Source organism: Stenotrophomonas sp. 22LJNL06-5-1, from assembly GCF_056861455.1.
On record NZ_JBSPUE010000003.1, the window covers coordinates 72676 to 90203 of the forward strand.

Consider the following 17528-nt stretch of genomic DNA (forward strand, 5'->3'; position numbering starts at 1 on the left):
ACGGGCTCCAGGGCCGGTGTGGGATGGACGCTATGCTGCGCTTGCGTATCGATAAGAACAAACGATAGATTCAGCCATCAATTGAACAGTTTTACTTATCTGAAATGCTGAAGCATTGGCCACCGCTGAACGCGCTGCGTGGTTTTGAGGCCGCCGCCCGCCTGGGTAGTTTCCACAGGGCGGCCGAGGAACTGCACCTGACCCAGTCGGCCATCAGCCAGCAGATCCGGGGCCTGGAAGCCTCGCTGCAGCAGCCGTTGTTCTTCCGGCAGGGCCGCAGCGTCACCCTCACCGACGCCGGCATCGACCTGCTGGAAACCACCCAGTCGCTGCTGCGGCAGCTGGCGAGCGGCATCCGCCGGCTCGATCAGTACCGCAAGCCGAATCAACTGATCGTCAACACCAGCCCAGCCTTTGCCCGGCATTGGCTGGTGCCGCGCCTGGCCAGCTTCCACCGCCTGCGTCCCGGCGCCGACCTGTGGCTGCTGACCAGCGAGGATGCGCCGGATATGAGCACGCAGACGCTGGACGTAGCGGTACGCGATGACCTCGACTCACAGGCGCAGTGCCAGCATCGCGTGCTGCTGCAGGATCGCCTCTTTCCGGCCTGCCATCCGGCCCTGCTCGCCACACCGGTGCACGAACGCCTCACCCTGCATGGCGAGCGCGAAATGGACTGGAGCCAGTGGCAGGTCCAGGGCGGCGCCGATGTCGGCCAGCGCCGCGAAGGCATGAACTTCTCCGAACCTGGGCAGCTACTGGATGCCGCCTGCCAAGGGCTGGGTATCGCGCTGGTCAGCGAGCTGCTGGCGGCTCGCGCCTGCGATCAGGGCCTGCTGCAGCCGCTGGATGAGGCACGCGTGCGCGGGCCGCGCTGGAGCTGGCTGGTGCATGAGGACAGCGCGGCCGATCCGCTGGTGATCAGCTTCTGTGAGTGGCTGCTGGCAAACCTGCCGGTTGAAGCTACTACTGCTGCAGCGCGCGCTTGACCGCCGCCTCGGCCAACGGCGCCATCACCGCATAGCCCTTTGCCGTGGGATGCACGCCATCCTCGGCCAGCTGCGGATCCAGCCCACCGGCGGCATTGGCCATCGGCGTGTAGTAGTCCAGATAGACCAGATGCTGTGCATCGGCATAGCGCTTCAACGCCGTGTTCAATGCACGCACCTTGGGCGCAGGTGCCGTACCCGGCAACCACGGGTAATCGCTGACCGGCAGCACCGACGACAGCACCACGGCGATGCCATGTGCACGGGCCAGTTCCACCATCGCGTGCAGGTTGTCTTCAATCATCGCCTGCGTGGACAGGCCGGTGTTGCCGGCGATGTCGTTGGTGCCGGCCAGGATCACCACCACCTGCGGCTTCAATGCGATCACGTCCTGCGAAAAGCGCACCAGCATCTGCGCCGTGGTCTGGCCGCTGATGCCACGGTTGAGCCAGCCTTTGCCGGGGAAGAAACCGGCACTGCCTTCCCTGCCCCAGCCTTCGGTGATGGAGTCGCCGAAGAAGACCACGCGTGGCTGGCCCGGCACCGCCGCGGGCAGTCGCGCGTTGGCGTCTCGGTAACGCTGCAGCTCCGGCCAATCAGCCAGGCGCTGCTGCATGAAACGAACCTCGTCGGGGCGCAACTGGTCAATGGGCGTCTGCAGTAGCGGATTGACTGAGACGGCTTCTGCGGCACCCAGCGGAGAAGCCAACGCCAGGCTCAGCGTCACGACGGTGGCAGTGGCAAGCTCAACAGGTCCACGCATGCGGGTACTCCTGAAATCAACTTCCGCAGTCTAACGCCCTGCCCCGTGCTCAGCGTGCAGCCGTACGCGCCGCCACACCCGTGACTTTCGCCGGCATCCACATGCCCGGCGTCCAGCCGCTGGCGGCCAGGATCGTCTTCGGGTTGTCCTGCTGGATCAGCGCACGCACCGCATCACGCTTGTCCTTGGCCTGCAGGTAATAGGCCTTGGCGATGCGGTAGCCCACCCAGTACCCCAGGTCGTAAGGTTCCTGCGAGCCCGGCTTGTAGTTGTACAGCCACGGCGACAGATCGGTGCTGTCCAGATCCAGCGCGAACGCGCTTTCGATATGCACTTCCCGACCACGGGTCCAGGCCGCGTGGCGCCCGTTGCCGACGTTGCCGGAAATCAGTTCGGCGATGAACTCAGCAATGCCCTCGCCCAGCGAAACACGCAGCACCGTCGCATGCGGGTCGCCCGGCTCGAAGTCGGTCAAGCCGGTCTGCTGGATATGCACGTACTCGTGCGCGATCACATGCACGAAGCGGTCCTGCACATTGGGATTCATGAAATCGGCTGCGCACAGCGCTTCCAGGCCGATGATCACTCCGCTTTTCGAGGTCAGCCCGACCGGACGGCCACGGCCGACCGCGATGGTCACCGGCGGAAACGCGGCCTGCGGGTAGATGGCCTGCAGGTTGGAAAACACCTGCGTCAGGCGTTGTTTCACCGCCGGCAGCTCGGCCAGGCAGCTTCGTCCCTGCGCATACAGTTCCGGCTGGTTGGCGATGGACTCGGCAATGCGCTCGGGGGTTACCCGGCGCGCCTTCGCCAGCTCGGCCAGGCCCGCCGAACCCTCGGCCATGTATCCCCGCAACTGCGCAACGCTGGGTTTGCCACCTGCGTCGTCATACAGCGCGTAGAAGCGACTGACATCGTCGGTGACAATCTGAGGCCCGGCCGGTACCGCCGCCGTGGCCATGCCCACCGCCCCGGCACAGGCCAGGGCCAACAGGCCGCGCAGGATCATGGGCATCGCTCCGTCCTTGGTGGAGTGCAGGCGAAGCGCGCAATCTATCACTCCGGCCCCGCCGCCGCAGCAAGCAGATGCGGGCACCCTGGCGCTGTGCCAGACTCGATTCGGCACCTGCCACGGAAGATGGAGCACCCTGCGATGATGATCGTTCCCGCGTACTGGGCTGAAGCCCGCCTGCAGGCCCGCTTCCGTGGCCGGCCGGTGGTGGTGCGCCGCTTCGGCTGGTCCGACGAAGGCCCTGCCGAAGCGCAGGGACACGCCGACCGCCGCGCCAATGAAGCCCTCAATGCCATCCTCGCCGGGCAGGCGCTGCCGCGCCGTGAAGTGCGCAGCAACTACGGCGTGGAGGGCGTGCCGATCCGCGAGCAGATCGTGCAGCGCGACGGCGACGTCATCATCACCCGCAACAGCTATGGCGCACTGTGCCTCAACAGCCCGGACGTGCTGTTCGCCGACATCGACCATGCGCAGCCGCCTGCCGGCTGCGTGATGCCGGCCATCGTTGCGGCGGTCGTGCTGCTTGCCGGCGCCGTCACCGGCACCCTGCTGTGGCACTGGCTGGTAGGGCTGGTGCTGGGCGTGGCGGCGGTGGTTCTGGTCAATGCCGCGTTGCTGATGCGCCGCAGACAGCGGCTGGCCGCTGCCGGTGGCGCCGAAGGGCTCGCGCTGCGGCGTGTGGAAGCCTTCAGCGAACAACACCCCGACTGGCATCTGCGCGCTTACCGCACGCCTGCGGGACTGCGCGTGCTGGCGATGCATGCCACGTTCTCGCCCGAGGACGAGCAGCTGCAGGCGTTCTTCAAGGTTCTGGGTACCGACACCTTGTACGCGCGCATGTGCCGGCTGCAGCACTGCTTCCGTGCGCGACTGACACCCAAACCATGGCGCGTCGGCCTGAAGTACCGCATCCGCCCGCCAGTGGCCGCGTGGTCAGCCGAACAGGCCAACAATCCGGATCGACTGGCCTGGATTGCCGAGTACGAAAAGAAGAGCGCCGGCTTCGCGGCCTGCGCTTATCTACGCAGCTTCGGCGATACCACTCGGGTGCATGCCAAGGCCGAGCATGTGCGCGACCTGCATGACCGGCTGTCGCACGCGCAGGGTCGTCTACCGCTGGCGTGAGAGTGGCAGACGCTCAGTCAACGCTCTGCACGAACGGCTGCCCTGCCAGGGTAGTGCCCAGCCGCACCGCGATCTGTTGACCGTCCTTTTCGAAGGTCGTCGCGCATTGTTTTCCGCCCTTCTGGCATCCGACCTCCGGAAAGCCCTCCAGCGATTCCGGCGCGCCCTGCACCGGCTTCACCTGCCATCCCGCAGCATCCAGCAGGCGCTTGGCCTTGGCGTAAGGCATGCCGGCGATGATCCCCAGCTGCGCCAGCTCGGTGGGCAGGGCTTGGGCGTGTATCGCAGACGCCTGCGCCACCATCAGTAATGCAGCAAGAACCACAACCTTCATCGGTGCGCCCTACAACGTACGCTGGAACTACAGGGTAGCCCAGTGGCGGCCGCTGTCGGTGCCCGGCTCACCCATTGTTACCCAATCCGGGCAGGCTGTTACCTGATGTTACCGTTCGGCCAATGCCCCGCCGGGCGAAGCTCATCGACCCAACCCGCCCGCAACGGCCCTGTTGCCGAAGCCGTTGCGGGCATGCCACCTCATGCGCAGGCCGGATCAGCCCGGCACAAGCGTGGCGCGCGCCTCCTGACGGTGCAGTGCACCCGCCCACAGGGATGGGTCCACATCGGCCAGCTGCACAGGTGCATCGCCAACAAGCCCGGTGGCAGCACCTGCCCGGAACGCGCCCATAGCCCCTACCAGATGCTGCAACTCGGCCTCCAGCGACATTCCCTCCGGCGCAGACGCGGCGTCAGACGTCATGCTGGTGCGCAGTGCCGTCATCGGTGTCAACTGATTGGCAATCTGATCGGCGGTGATGGCGTAGCCACCATCGCCAGGCTGCACGAAAGCGATGGCGTACTGTCCACCCTGGAAATGACGAAGCACACGCATCTGCTGCCCTGCGCTGCCATCCACCCTGACGATCAGATCATCGCCGTCACGGTGATAACTCAGGCGGCTGCGATCAATGCCATCGAAGTACAACCAGTCGGTACCGCCACCGGTGTTGTCCACCGTATCGGCGCCCGACCCGGCGCGGTAGAAATACGTGTCGTTGCCCACGCCGCCGATGAGCATGTCATCGCCATCCTCGCCTACCAGCTGGTCATCGCCGGCGCCACCGATCAGGATGTCCTTGCCGGATCCGCTGAAGCTGCCGTTGCCACCGGACAGGTAATCATTGCCATCGCCACCTTCCAGCTTGTCATCGCCCCCCATGCCGAACAACTTGTCGTCGCCGGCAAGGCCCTTGATCAGGTCACGCCCGCTGGTACCGACCAACTGCTCGGCGTTCGCCGTACCGTTGATCTTGGACGGGTAGTCGGCATCGTTTCCGGTGCCCGGGGTACCTCCTCCATCACCGCCGCCGTTACTGACCAGCGCATTGATGGCCGCTGTGTTGAGCGCATTGCCGGTGGCAGCCTGCAGATAGTCGAGCGCCCAGTCACCGCCCAGGAAGTGATTGGTCACCGTAACACGCTGGTTGGCATTTCCGTTCACAACGATCACCAGATTGTCACCTTCGCGGGTGAAACCAAGCTGGCTGGTGGTGATGCCGTTCTGGAAGAACAACCAGTCGACGCCGCCCCCCGTGTTGTCGATCACATCGTTTCCGCCGCCATGGATGTACTGGTCATCCCCGCTGCCGCCCACAAGCACGTTCTTGCCGTCCTGGCCGCGCAGGGTATCGTTGCCTGCCCCTCCCTCAAGCCGGTCATTGCCGGAGCCCGCAGCACTGCCATTGCCGCCTGCAAGCTGATCGTTGCCATCGCCTCCGCGCAGCGTGTCGTCGCCTGCCATGCCGAACAGCGTGTCATCGCCCCCCAATCCCTCGATCAGGTCCTTGCCGGCGGTGCCTACGAGCTGTTCTCCCGCTGACGTACCGGTGACGGTGCTGTCGAACCCGCCTCCACTGCCACCATTCACCAGCTGGTTGATCTGCGCCGCGCTGAGTGAACTGCCGCCGTCAGGCTGGACCTGATCGATGGCCCAGTCCCCGCCGAGGAAGTGATTGCGCACGCGGACCGCCGGCGTGGCCGCCTGATCGATCCGGATCAACAGGTCATCGCCGTCGCGGGAGAAGCTCAGCCGCTCCCGGGTGACGCCGTTCTGGAAGAACACCGTATCGTTGCCGCCACCGGTGTTGTCGACCACATCGCTGCCCGAGTTCGCGTCGACCAGATAGGCGTCGTTGCCAGCGCCGCCCAGCAGGGTATCGTTGCCCGCCCCACCACTGAGCGTGTCGTTGCCGCCCCCTCCGTTGAGCGTGTTGCTACCGCTGTTGCCCGCCAGGTAGTTGCCCAGCGCGTTGCCGGTCCCGTTGATGTCGGCACTTCCGGTCAGGAACAGGTTTTCCAGATCCGCTGACAGCGTGTAGGAAGCCGAAGACTGCACCTGGTCCGTGCCACCGCCGGCCAGCTCGATGATCGTGTCCGCCGTGTTGTCCACGATGTAGATGTCATTGCCTGCCCCACCGCTCATCTGATCGGCACCGCTGCCGCCATCAAGATAGTCCGCACCATTGTCACCGCGCAGGACATCGTCACCGCTGCCGCCCCACAGCTGGTCATCGCCGTCACCGCCGACAAGGGTGTCGTTGCCGTCCATGCCGCTCAGCTTGTTGGCCGCAGTGTTGCCAGTGATGACATTGTCCAGCGCATTGCCGTTGCCGGACACGATGCCGTTGGCCAGGATCAGGTTCTCGACGTTGTCGGCCAGGATCAGGTTGGTCTCGAAACGGCGCTCGATGGTATCCACGCCACTGTCTTCGTCCTCGAACACGCGATCCTGGGCCGATTCGATGATGTACAGATCATCGCCCAGGCCACCGTACAGACGATCAGCACCGACGCCACCCTCGAGCCGATTGTTGCCATCATTGCCGTACAGCTCGTTGTCCAGGCTGTTGCCAACCCCGCTCAGGTTGCCGGAGCCGGTCAGCACCAGGTTCTCCAGATGGTCGCCGAGCTGCCAGTCCAGCGCCGACTCCACGGTATCGATGCCTTCACCCGCCACCTCGATGACAACGTCGCCGGCACTGTCGACCACGTAGGTATCATCGCCGCCACCACCGACAAGGCGATCTTCGCCGGCCTGGCCATCCAGCCGGTTGTCGCCCTGGTTGCCGATCAACGTGTTGTTGCCCTGGTTGCCAGTCCCTTCATACGCACCGTCCAGCAGCTCGAGCCGCTCGACATTCTCGCCCAGCACGTAGCGATGACTGCCACTGCGGACAGTGTCGTCGCCGCCGCCGGCCAGTTCGATTACCTGCTGGCTCGGGTCGCTCACCACATAGATGTCGTCGCCCTCGCCGCCATACAGGCGATCATCGGCACCTGCACCATTCAATACATCATTGCCCGCTCCGCCATGCAGATCGTCACGGAACTGGGTGCCGGTAAGCACATCCCCGCCGTCGGTACCCCGCAGCACGTTGCGTACATTCAGCGTCAGCCAGGCCGTGGTGCGCTGCCCCCAGCTGTCGGCGGCGATGATCTGCAGCGAAAGATCCGCACCGCCATTGGGCGGCGTGCCCGTCAGCTGGCCGGTGAGCGGGTCGATGACCAGCCAGGCCGGCGCGTTCGCACTCAGTGAATAGGTCAGCGTGTCCTGCGCCTCATCCTGGAACATGCCCGAGGGAATCTGCGCCGAGAAGGCCGCCTCACCGATGGCCTCGAACTCGACGAACGGGATCAGCGTGACCGGAGGCTTGTTGGTGTAGGGCAGCTGGTGCAGATCGCCGCGACGCACGGTGCCATCGGCGAACAGGAAGTGGTCGATCACCCCACGCACCACCAGACTGCCACCCTCCTCATACCAGTAGCTGCTGACCAAGAGCTGGTCATTCGGATCGCTGCCAACCTGCACGATCAGGTCCAGCCCACTGCGGCTGAAGGTGACGTCGTCCGGGTCGATGCCTGCACCAAACACCACACGGTCGCGCCCGGCACCCGGCCGCGAATCCACCGTATCGCGGCCATCGCCGATTCCGTAGTGGAAATCGTCGTCGCCATAACCGCCCCTGAGCAGGTCATCGCCGGTGCCGCCATGCAGGTCCGCTCCACCCTGGCCTGCGATCAGCTGGTCATTGCCTTCTTCACCGTAGAGATAGTCCCGGCTGGCCTTGTAGACCGTGTTCGGCTCGCGATCGCCGCCTTTGAGGGTATCGTTGCCTCCGCCGCCGCGGATCTCGTTGCTGAATCCGTTTCCGGTCAGGACATTGTCGCCGGCATCGCCGCGCAGATTCGCATGGAATGCGCCACCGTTGATGGTGCCCTCGCCGCGTCCGTCAGGCACCAGGTTGTTGCCCAGCTCCAGGTTTTCGACGTTTGCGAAGTGGGCGACGTCGAACCACTGGTTCTGCGGTGCGCCGTCCTCGAGGGCGTCGATTACCACGGTATCGTTGCCTTCCCCGGCCAGCTCCACCACCGTGTCGTTGGCACTGATGATGTAGCGATCATCTCCCATCCCACCGTACAGGTGGTTGGCGCCTGTCGACGTGCGGCCGTTGAGCGTGTTGTCGCCGGCATTACCCCAGCCCGACCAATCGCCGCTTCCGACCAGCTCCAGGTTCTCGATGTTGACCAGGTTGGCGATCGAGTAGGACAGGCTGGCACGTACCGTATCAATGGAGAAGCGGTTGTCCCAGCCCCAGTCACCCTCGATGATCACATCGCCGAGGCTGTCGACCACATAGGTTTCGTTGGCCTGGGTTCCGATCAGCGTGTCATTGCCGGCACCGCCGTCAAGCAGGTAGTAACGTCCACTATGGCTGCCCAGGTAGGACGGCTTGCCAAACTGGATGATGTTGTCCAGGTCATTGCCGACCAGAGCGCGGGGAATGTGCACGATCCAGCCGGGATAGGACGGATTCTGCCAATACCAGGTGCTGCTGTTGAACACGCCCACCAGGTTCTCGACATTGGCCGTCAGGGTGTACGAGAAGGACTCGGCAAAGACGGTGTCCACGCCTTCGCCTTCCAGTTCGATGACCGTGTCCGGGGACGAGCCGTACTGGTAGCCGGTGCTGATGTAGTAGCGATCATTGCCTGCGCCACCCCGGAGGATGTCCGGGCTGCCATCACTGAATTCATTCGCATACAGCATGTCGTCGCCGGCGCCGCCATCAAGCAGGTCCGCTCCGCCATCGCCGTAGATCACATCGTTGCCGTCGCCACCGAACAGCTGATCGTCGCCTTCGCCGCCGAAGATTCGATCGTTGCCCCCCTGGCCATGGACGATATCGTTGCCGGCACCCGCACGCAGGTTGTTGCCTTCATCGGTCGCCGTGTACGTATCATCACCGTCGGTACCGTTCCAGCTGCGCGTCGTCTCGACGAAGTCCTCGGCGCTCAGCCACGTGCCATCGTCGAACTCGATGATGTGACTGCGATTGCTCCCGGCAAGGAATCCATCCAGGCTCAGCGATTGGAACCCCGCGCCGGTGAAGAAGGCGAGCATCAGGTCATCGCCGGATATCTGGATGTTATTGATCATCGCCCGAGTCAGACCAGGACCGATTCGGATGATGTCCGTGCCCGCCTCGGCGCTGCCCAGATTGATGATGCGGTCGTAGCCATGACCGAAGTCGTAGTGATAGATGTCGTTGCCGGCGCCGCCGTCGAGCACGTCATGGCCAAAACCACCGATCAGTAGGTCATCGCCGCCGCCGCCGAACAGCCGGTCGTTGCCCTCCAGGCCCATCAGTGTATCGTTGCCGTCGGCACCGTACAGACTGTCATCGCCGCTGGTGCCCAACATGCTGTCATCACCGCCGGTACCGAAGACAAGCGACGGCAGCTCCAGTTGTTCCTCCAGGCGTCCGCGATCGGTGACGTCGATGCCGCCCACCGCGATCCCGCCCGCTCCGTTGGATGCAAAGTAGTTGTGCACCACCACCATATCAGCGCCGTTGATGTGGCGAATGATCAGATCTAGCCCGTAAGCCTCGTAGTGCAGATCGGCCTGGTTGATGCTTGAACCGAAGGTGACGCGATCAGAACCCGGATTGCCCTCCTGCAGGTAGACATGATCGATACCAAACCCCGCTTCGAAGTGGTACTGGTTGTTACCTGTACCACCGTAGAGCACGTCATTGCCGGTGCCGCCGTCCAGGATGTCGTCGCCGGCGCCGCCGGACAGCAGGTCATTGCCTGTGCCACCGCGTAGCGTATCGTTGCCACCCGGGCCATTGTCTTCATCACCGTACAACCTGTCATCGCCGGCGCCGCCATTGAGCTCGTCGTGCCCGCCCTGCCCGAACAGCACGTCGTTGCCGGCACCGCCGTCGAGATAGTCATTGCCAGCCGCTCCGGAACTGCCGGCGCCGCCATCACCGGCCAGGACGTCGTCACCGTCACCGCCATACAGACTGTCGTTGCCATCCTCACCAAACAGACGGTCAGCGCCGTTGCCACCGTTCAGGGAATCATTGCCGGCGCCACCCTGCAGCTCGTCGTCGCCACCGCCGCCGTCGAGCGTGTCGCGCCCATCGCCGCCCATCAACATGTCGTTGCCCGCACCGCCGGCAAGCACGTCGTCCCCCGCTTCACCGCGCAGGGTGTCGGCGCCCTCGCCACCGGACAGTGTGTCCTTGCCAGATCCACCCCACAGTTCGTCGTCGCCCTGGCCACCTATGAGCGTGTCATCGCCTTCGCCGCCGATGAGCACATCCTTGCCGGCGCCACCATCGAGATGATCATTGCCATCGCCACCTTCCAGATGATCGGCGCCCTCGCCGCCCAGCAGAACATCATTGCCATCCTGCCCGAACAGCCGGTCGGCGCCATTGCCGCCGTCGAGGGTGTCGTCACCGTCTTCGCCCTGCAGCTCATCGTCACCGTCTTCGCCCATCAGGCGATCATTGCCGGTACCGCCAACCAGAAGATCGTTGCCAATGCCGCCGGACAGCAGATCATCGCCGGCCTGGCCTGACAGCTGGTCGTTGCCGGCGCCACCCCGCAGGATGTCGTTGCCGCCGCCAACGATTCCGGATTGCGGGTAATAGTCACCCCAGATCAGATCATCACCATCTCCACCGTCGATCAGGTCATTTCCACCTTCTCCCCACATCTCGTCGTTGCCGGCGCCGCCGTCGATGCTGTCGTTGCCGTCACCGCCGGCCACCTGGTCGTTGCCGGCCCCGGCCAGGATCACATCGTGGCCGCCTTCACCACTGATCGCATCGTCACCATCTCCCCCATCGAGGTAGTCCGCTGCACTGCTGCCACCGAGCTGATCGTTGCCGTCTTCGCCAAACAGGCTCACACCGCTGGTGTAGGTGATGCCGGAGCCGGCCTCCGTGGTGATCCGTCCCTGGCCCAGCGGGATGCCATCCGGCTCGGTGGCGCTGCTGTAGACCAGGGTGTAGGTATCATTGTCCAGGCGCCGGAATCTGAACGTCCAGCCTGGCGCCACCGAGGCGCCACTGAAATCGAACATGCCCGACAGGCCATAGTCGAAGCCGATGGCCAGGCTGCCATCATCGCGGCGTCCCAGCCTCTGCATTGCACTCCAGCTGAAGAAGGCCTCCACGTCCCGCCAGATACCGGATTCGGTAATCGGTACACGTGAATTCGTGCGCACGTCAAAGCCGAAGTTCCACTGAGCGTTGAGGACATCATTGCCCTCTCCGCCATGCGCGATCGTCCCCGATCCCAGGCCGGAGATGAAGTCGTCGCCGACACCGCCGGTGATGGTGTCGGCGCCACCGCGACCGTTGATGATGTCACTACCTTCACCGCCGTCCAGGGTGTCACCACTGCCGAAGGCGGTGCCCCAGATCATGTCGCGGCCGTTGCCACCGGACAGGTTGACCGCTGCGCTGGGCACGCTGTTCACGAAGGGATTGAGGAAGTCGGCCAGCCCGGTGCCTCCTGTGCCTGCCTGGCCCGGCTTGAACTCGGGAAGCGTGATGCCCAGGTGGCCCTGGCTCCAGCCGTCGACCATCACGCTGCCGGTGTCGGTGCCACTGCGGATGATCAGCTTCGAACCGTTGGCGACCGAGTGGCTGACCTTGATCTGGCCATCGGCGCTCTCCCAGGTGGTGGCTGACGTCGCGATGAGTCCGTTGGCCCAAGCGCCGTTGCCGTTGATGATCACGGTACCGTTGCCATCGGTATCAACGATCGTATCCAGATCGCCGGCCAGGCCAGTACCAATGCTGTAGGTGTCAAAACCCAGACCGCCGTGCAACTGGTCGCTGCCGGTACCACCGTCGAGCGTATCGTTTCCCGCGCCACCGAACAGTGCGTCATTGCCGGCGCCGCCGTTCAGGGTATCGTTGCCGGTGCCGCCGTCGATCACATCGTTGCCGGCCAGGCCAGAGAGCACGTCTGCGCCATCCTGGCCGAAGATGACGTCGGCCTCATCGGTACCGTCGATGGCATCACCCTGCAGCGAACCATAGGCGGTCAGTCCGCTCCCTTGCTTGACCGACAGCTTCAGCACCTCGGGCAGGGTGTTGAGGAATTCGCGGATCTGGTCCTTGTTGAACTCCAGGTCCGAGGCATCCAGCGCCAACGCGCCGGTGAAGAACAGGAAGGGATCCAACGGCCGGGCGACCCAGCTGGAACCATCCTCCAGCGTTTCGGTGCTCAGCCGTGCCATCCATGCCGAGTACACATCCGGATTCAAACCCAGACGCCAGAACCATGAACCGGCTCCCAAGGGGTCGTTCTCTGCGTTCTTGACCACCTTCACCAGCAGTTCGATGCCGGCCTTGGTATCCCATGGCAATCGCCCGTTGCTGTTGAGCATCGAGTCCCAGATGGCATCGCGTTCCTGCTCGTCCAGAAGTTTGAACGGCGTGTTCAACGTCCAGGAATCAACCGGTAGATTCAGATCGGTGAACACACGGTTGTGGAAGGTCCATGCTTCGCCAGCGGTGATCTCACGAACAACGTTACCGGCTGCATCCACGATCTGGTCGAGCATGTCCAGGAGGCCTCGGGCCATGCCCGCACGCACTGCCTGGATCTTCGCATCGTCCACGGGAACGCCATGGGCCCTTGCGGTTTCCTCAAGAAACTCCAGTGCAGTCAACCCGGAGAACATGTTGCCCACGGCCACGCCACTGGCCAGCCGGGCATAGCGATGCCCGAAACCAGCGATGAACTGGTACATCTCCTCGATCTTGCCGCTGTCGAGCATCGCCCGCGCCAGTGCACGCTGTTCGGCTGTCATCATTTCAACCACGTTCAATCTCCTTCACGTTCCGGTGTGTAGGGCAATGGGACCTGATGCGTTGCAGATAGGTCTGGACATCGGCCTGGATCTCCTGCCAATGCGGCAACAGGTTCTGACGGTAAACAACGGTGGTGCGTACATTCCGCAGCCCAGGCTGCTCAAGCGAGGCCTCGCACAGGGGCGTCCACTGCGGGGGTGAGTACTGCGGCCCGGTCATGCAGCGGATCAGAACAGTGGGTGCGCGTGCCGGGTCCAGGCTGTCGGTATAGGTGATACGGTTCCAGTTGAAGCTTTGACGCTCCGGCAGCGCCGGTCGGGCCATCTCCAGCCCGAGCGCTGCGTCACGACCGAAATCGAAGGTGACTTCGGCGGGCAGTCGTTGATGGTGAAGGCGATACAGGCCCCAGTCCCGTATCTGCCGCAGCGTGATGTTCTCACCCTCGCCGGCCTGGCTCATTCCGATGTCGATCCAGTTCGAATCGCCGTTCCCCGCCGAATCGCGCCGGTCGTAGTCCTGTCGGGTCTGCGCATTGCGCGGCGCCATCTCCGGCCAACGCAGCTGGATGGAAACGCTGCGCAATGGCACACCGCAGCGTGACGCGGGGTCCGCTCGCGCGTCCCGGTCCTGCTCCCATATCCATACATCCTGTCTGGGCACCTCCAGCGCGACACCACCGATGCGTCCCTGCAGCCGCGTGGCCTCTGGTCCTTTCCTGTCGGACCCGCATCCCCCCAGCACGACCGACAATGACAACCACAGCAGCATGTCGTACCGCAGCCGGCACGCGTTCAACCACCTGCCAGCCACCACAGGATCGGCCTCAGCGTTCACGCAGCGCTTCCTGCGCGTGCTGCTGCAGTGGGCTGAGCAGATAGTCGATGACCCGCCGCCGCCCCGTCTTGATCTCTGCGGACAGGCTCATGCCAGCACTCATCCTCACCTTGACGCCGCCGATGTCCAGCTCGGAACGATCCAGGCGGATCCGTGCCGGAAATACCAGGCCCAGCTGCTCATCCTGTGCCGCATCATGGGACACGCTCACGATGGTTCCGGTGAGGTAGCCATAGCGGGTATAGGGAAAACTGTCGATCTTGATCGTGACCGCCTGGCCCGGCCGCACGAAGCCGATGTCCTTGTTGAGCAGCGTTGCTTCCACTTCCATGCCGTCGCCACTGGGCACTACCACCAGCAGCGGTTGTGCCGGCGTCACCACGCCGCCCACGGTGTGCACGGCCAGCTGCTGCACGGTCCCGTCCACCGGTGCGCGCAATGTCATCTGTCGATTGCGCTGTCCGGTCTTGGCCACTTCCGGCCCCATCTGCCCGATCTGCTCCTGGGCCTTGCGCAGTTCATCAAGGGCCTGTTGCCGGGTGTCGGTGACCAGCACCCGTAGTTCCTCCCGTGCCGCCAGCAGGGCCGAGCGCAGCTCCTGCACCCGATTGCGCTGGGTGGCCAGGTCGCGCTCGGCGGCGATGCGTTCCTGCTCGCGCAACAGATAGTCGTGGCGCCCGACGTAGTTGCCCTCCACCAGGCGTGCATAGTCCGCCGCGCGGGTGCGTGCGATCTGCGCCGAGTCGCTCAACGGCTGGATCAGGCCCTCGGTGGTGTGAAGCTCTGCCTGGCGCTGCTGGATGCCGGCCTGCAGGCCATTGCGCCGGGCCTGGAAAGCCTCGAACTGACTACGCACGAGCACCTGTTCGTCCGCCAGCCGCTGCGCGGGCAGCCCACTGTCCGATGGCAACTGCGGCAGGTTGCCCGTGTCGAAGGCCCCCAGCAGTGCTTCCAGTCTCAGCGCCGCCAGCCGGGCGTTGGTCAAGGCTTCGCCGGCCTGGGCGAGCTCTGCCCCGGCGCCCGCCCCCTCCAGCTCGATCAGCAGCTCACCTGCTTTCACCGTCTGCCCGTCGCGCACCAAGATGCGACGGACCACAGCAGTCTCGGCCGGCTGCACCACCTTGGTACGCGAGTTGACGACGGTCTTGCCCGGCGCCACCGCCACGATGTCCAGCTGGCCGATGCATGCCCACAGCAGTGCAATACAGAACAATGCAATGATGATCCGCATGCTCCAGCGTGACGTTGGCGAGACGGGCGTCTCGATCAGCTCCAGGTGGGCGGGCAGGAAGTCGCGCTCATCGGCCGTTCGCTGCGGCGACTCCATCTGCGCACGTGCCTTCCACGCCGCACTCGCCACCCGCACGTATCGACCCAGAAAATCGCCTGCGGCCTGTATTCGATGCTTCATGCGGCCCCCGCCTGCAGTCGCTGCAGGTGGGCATAGAAGCCATCAGGCAGGCGCATCAGTTCCTCATGTGCACCGGCCTCGACGATCCGCCCCTTCTCCACCACCACGATGCGGTTCGCATGGCGCACCGTGGACAGCCTGTGGGCGATGATCAGCACCGTGCGGCCCTTGCATATCGCGCGCATGTTGGACATCACGGCGTGCTCGGACTCGTAATCCAACGCACTGGTTGCCTCGTCGAAGATCAGGATGCGCGGATCGGTGATCAGCGCCCGGGCGATGGCGATGCGCTGGCGTTGGCCACCGGAAAGCCCGGCACCGTGTTCACCGACCTTGGTATCGTAGCCCTCGGGCAGCTCGACGATGAACTCATGCGCGCCGGCCAGCGTAGCGGCCTGGATCACCCGTTCCAGCGGCATGCCAGGTTCGCCCAATGCAATGTTCTCGCGCACAGAGCGGTTGAACAGGAAATTCTCCTGCAGGACCACGCCGAGTTGTCGACGCAACCATGCCGGATCGGCCAGCGCCAGATCATGTCCATCGATCAGCACCCTGCCCTGTTCCGGCGAATACAAGCGCTGCACCAGCTTGGTCAGCGTGCTCTTGCCCGAGCCTGAGCGCCCGACGATGCCAACCACTTCGCCAGGCCGGACATCCAGTTCGATATCAGTAAGCACGGCCGCAGCGTCTGGACGATAGCGGAACCCGACGCGTTCGAACGTGATCCGGCCCTGGATCGGAGGCAATGCCATCCGGCTTCCCGGCAGCTCAGTGCGCGTATTGAGGATATCGCCCAGTCGTTCGACGGAGATTCCGACCTGCTGGAAGTCCTGCCAAAGCTGTGCCAGGCGGATGATCGGCGCCGCCACTTGGCCGGACAGCATGTTGAAGGCAATCAACTGACCCAGGCTCAACTTGCCATCGATGACCAGCTTCGCCCCCCAGAACAGGATCGCAACGGCCACCAGCTTCTGCACAAGCTGCACACTCTGCTGGCCGAGCGTGGCGATGCGGGTGACGTTGAAGCCTGCGCTGACGTATCCCGCCAATTGGCTGTCCCACGTGCGGGTCACCCTCGGGTCCACCGCCATGGCCTTGACCGTTCCGATGCCGCTGACGGTCTCCACCAGAAACGCCTGGTTGTCGGCGCCACGCTGGAACTTGTCATTCAGGCGCCTGCGAAGTACAGGCGTCACCAACGCCGAAATCAGCGCATACAGCGGAAGCGAAAGCGCCACGATCAGGGTCAGCCATCTGCTGTAGTGGAACATCACGGCAAGAAAGACAACCGTGAAGAACAGGTCCAGCACCGAGGTCAACGCCTGCCCAGTGAGGAAACTGCGGATGTTCTCCAGTTCCCGCACGCGGGCGATGGTGTCACCCACGCGGCGCGACTCGAAGTACGCCAACGGAAGCGCAAGCACATGCCGAAACAGGCGCGCGCCGAGTTCGACATCGATTTTGCTGCTGGTGTGTGAGAAGACGTACGTACGCAGGCCTGACAGCACAACGTCGAACACCGCCATCGAAACCAGGCCGACGGCAATCACATCCAGCGTGGTGAGCCCTCGGTGCACCAGCACCTTGTCCATCACCACTTGGTAGAACAGCGGTGTTACCAGGGCAAACATCTGGATGAAGAACGAGACGATCAGTACTTCGACCAGTAAGCGCCGGTACTTGATGACCGCCGGGATGAACCAGCTGAAATCGAATCTTGCCAGTTCGCCCAGCACCGACGCACGCGAGGTCACTTGCAGCAGGCGTCCTACATAGCGCTGCCCCAGTTCGTCCAGCGTGAGCGTTCTCGGCCGCTTTTCGGCCAGGTCGTGGATGAGCACCTGATCGCGGTCGATCCGCGCAATGATGAAAGGGTGCGGGCCCGCCAACGCCAGCGCCGGCAGTGTGACCCTGGAAAGACGCCGCTGCGGCGTCGCTGAGATCCGGGCTTTGAGGCCCAAGCGGCGGGCGGCCAGCAGCAGGGTCGTCTCGTCAAATGCTTCGCCGTTGCGTCCATGCGCATGCGCCAGCTGCTCCGCATCCGCAGCGATGCCGTGGAACTGCGCAAGCAGCACCAGCCCCCGCAATGCCAGATCTGGCTGGGCGTGAACCACGCGCTCGCGCGCGACGCCCTGACTGGCTACCGTCCCCTGGTGCATGTCATCCCTGAATGCGTTTTCCCCGGCCCGATCATCGGATGGGCCTCCCGCGG

At 64.2% G+C, this 17528-nt stretch carries 9 protein-coding genes; 2 read left to right on the forward strand and 7 right to left on the reverse strand.

What is annotated here, in order from left to right:
- The first annotated feature begins 104 nt into the window (after positions 1–104).
- Entirely contained in the window at positions 105–989 is an 885-nt protein-coding gene (locus AC13GF_RS08660; RefSeq protein WP_483004354.1) for a LysR family transcriptional regulator, read from the forward strand.
- Here AC13GF_RS08660 and AC13GF_RS08665 read toward each other — a convergent pair.
- Entirely contained in the window at positions 967–1752 is a 786-nt protein-coding gene (locus AC13GF_RS08665) for an SGNH/GDSL hydrolase family protein (RefSeq protein WP_483004355.1), read from the reverse strand. The two genes, AC13GF_RS08660 and AC13GF_RS08665, sit on opposite strands and share 23 nt — an antisense overlap.
- A 49-nt stretch (positions 1753–1801) precedes the next feature.
- A complete protein-coding gene (locus tag AC13GF_RS08670) occupies positions 1802–2767 on the reverse strand; it encodes a DUF2268 domain-containing putative Zn-dependent protease (RefSeq protein ID WP_483004356.1) in 966 nt (321 codons plus the stop codon).
- Positions 2768–2905: 138 nt separating this feature from the next.
- On the opposite strand from AC13GF_RS08670, the gene AC13GF_RS08675 reads away from it, so the two are divergent.
- A complete protein-coding gene (locus tag AC13GF_RS08675; RefSeq protein WP_483004357.1) occupies positions 2906–3889 on the forward strand; it encodes a hypothetical protein in 984 nt (327 codons plus the stop codon).
- A gap of 13 nt (positions 3890–3902) precedes the next feature.
- On the opposite strand, the gene AC13GF_RS08680 is transcribed toward AC13GF_RS08675, so the two are convergent.
- The 5 genes from AC13GF_RS08680 to AC13GF_RS08700 all read right to left on the reverse strand — a co-directional run bounded on the left by AC13GF_RS08680 (position 3903) and on the right by AC13GF_RS08700 (position 17475).
- Entirely contained in the window at positions 3903–4223 is a 321-nt protein-coding gene (locus AC13GF_RS08680) for a hypothetical protein (protein ID WP_483004358.1), read from the reverse strand.
- Between the two features lie 216 nt (positions 4224–4439).
- Complete coding sequence (locus tag AC13GF_RS08685) at positions 4440–13073, reverse strand: putative Ig domain-containing protein (protein ID WP_483004359.1); 8634 nt, start codon at positions 13071–13073, stop codon at positions 4440–4442.
- Position 13074: 1 nt separating this feature from the next.
- On the reverse strand, positions 13075–13905 hold the full coding sequence (locus tag AC13GF_RS08690; RefSeq protein ID WP_483004360.1) for a hypothetical protein: 831 nt from the start codon (positions 13903–13905) through the stop codon (positions 13075–13077).
- Positions 13895–15316 (reverse strand): HlyD family type I secretion periplasmic adaptor subunit, encoded by a 1422-nt coding sequence (locus AC13GF_RS08695; RefSeq protein ID WP_483004361.1) that lies wholly within the window; start codon positions 15314–15316, stop codon positions 13895–13897. The genes AC13GF_RS08690 and AC13GF_RS08695 overlap by 11 nt, the downstream gene beginning before the upstream one ends.
- Entirely contained in the window at positions 15313–17475 is a 2163-nt protein-coding gene (locus AC13GF_RS08700) for a type I secretion system permease/ATPase (protein WP_483004362.1), read from the reverse strand. Before AC13GF_RS08700 ends, AC13GF_RS08695 begins: the two co-directional genes overlap by 4 nt.
- Between the last annotated feature and the right edge of the window lie 53 nt (positions 17476–17528).

Coding starts and splice junctions, on each gene's coding strand:
- AC13GF_RS08660 (WP_483004354.1), top strand. CDS start 105: ATGCTGAAGCATTGGCCACCGCTGAACGCGCTGCGTGGTTTTGAGGCC.
- AC13GF_RS08665 (WP_483004355.1), bottom strand. CDS start 1,752: ATGCGTGGACCTGTTGAGCTTGCCACTGCCACCGTCGTGACGCTGAGC.
- AC13GF_RS08670 (WP_483004356.1), bottom strand. CDS start 2,767: ATGCCCATGATCCTGCGCGGCCTGTTGGCCCTGGCCTGTGCCGGGGCG.
- AC13GF_RS08675 (WP_483004357.1), top strand. CDS start 2,906: ATGATGATCGTTCCCGCGTACTGGGCTGAAGCCCGCCTGCAGGCCCGC.
- AC13GF_RS08680 (WP_483004358.1), bottom strand. CDS start 4,223: ATGAAGGTTGTGGTTCTTGCTGCATTACTGATGGTGGCGCAGGCGTCT.
- AC13GF_RS08685 (WP_483004359.1), bottom strand. CDS start 13,073: ATGATGACAGCCGAACAGCGTGCACTGGCGCGGGCGATGCTCGACAGC.
- AC13GF_RS08695 (WP_483004361.1), bottom strand. CDS start 15,316: ATGAAGCATCGAATACAGGCCGCAGGCGATTTTCTGGGTCGATACGTG.
- AC13GF_RS08700 (WP_483004362.1), bottom strand. CDS start 17,475: ATGCACCAGGGGACGGTAGCCAGTCAGGGCGTCGCGCGCGAGCGCGTG.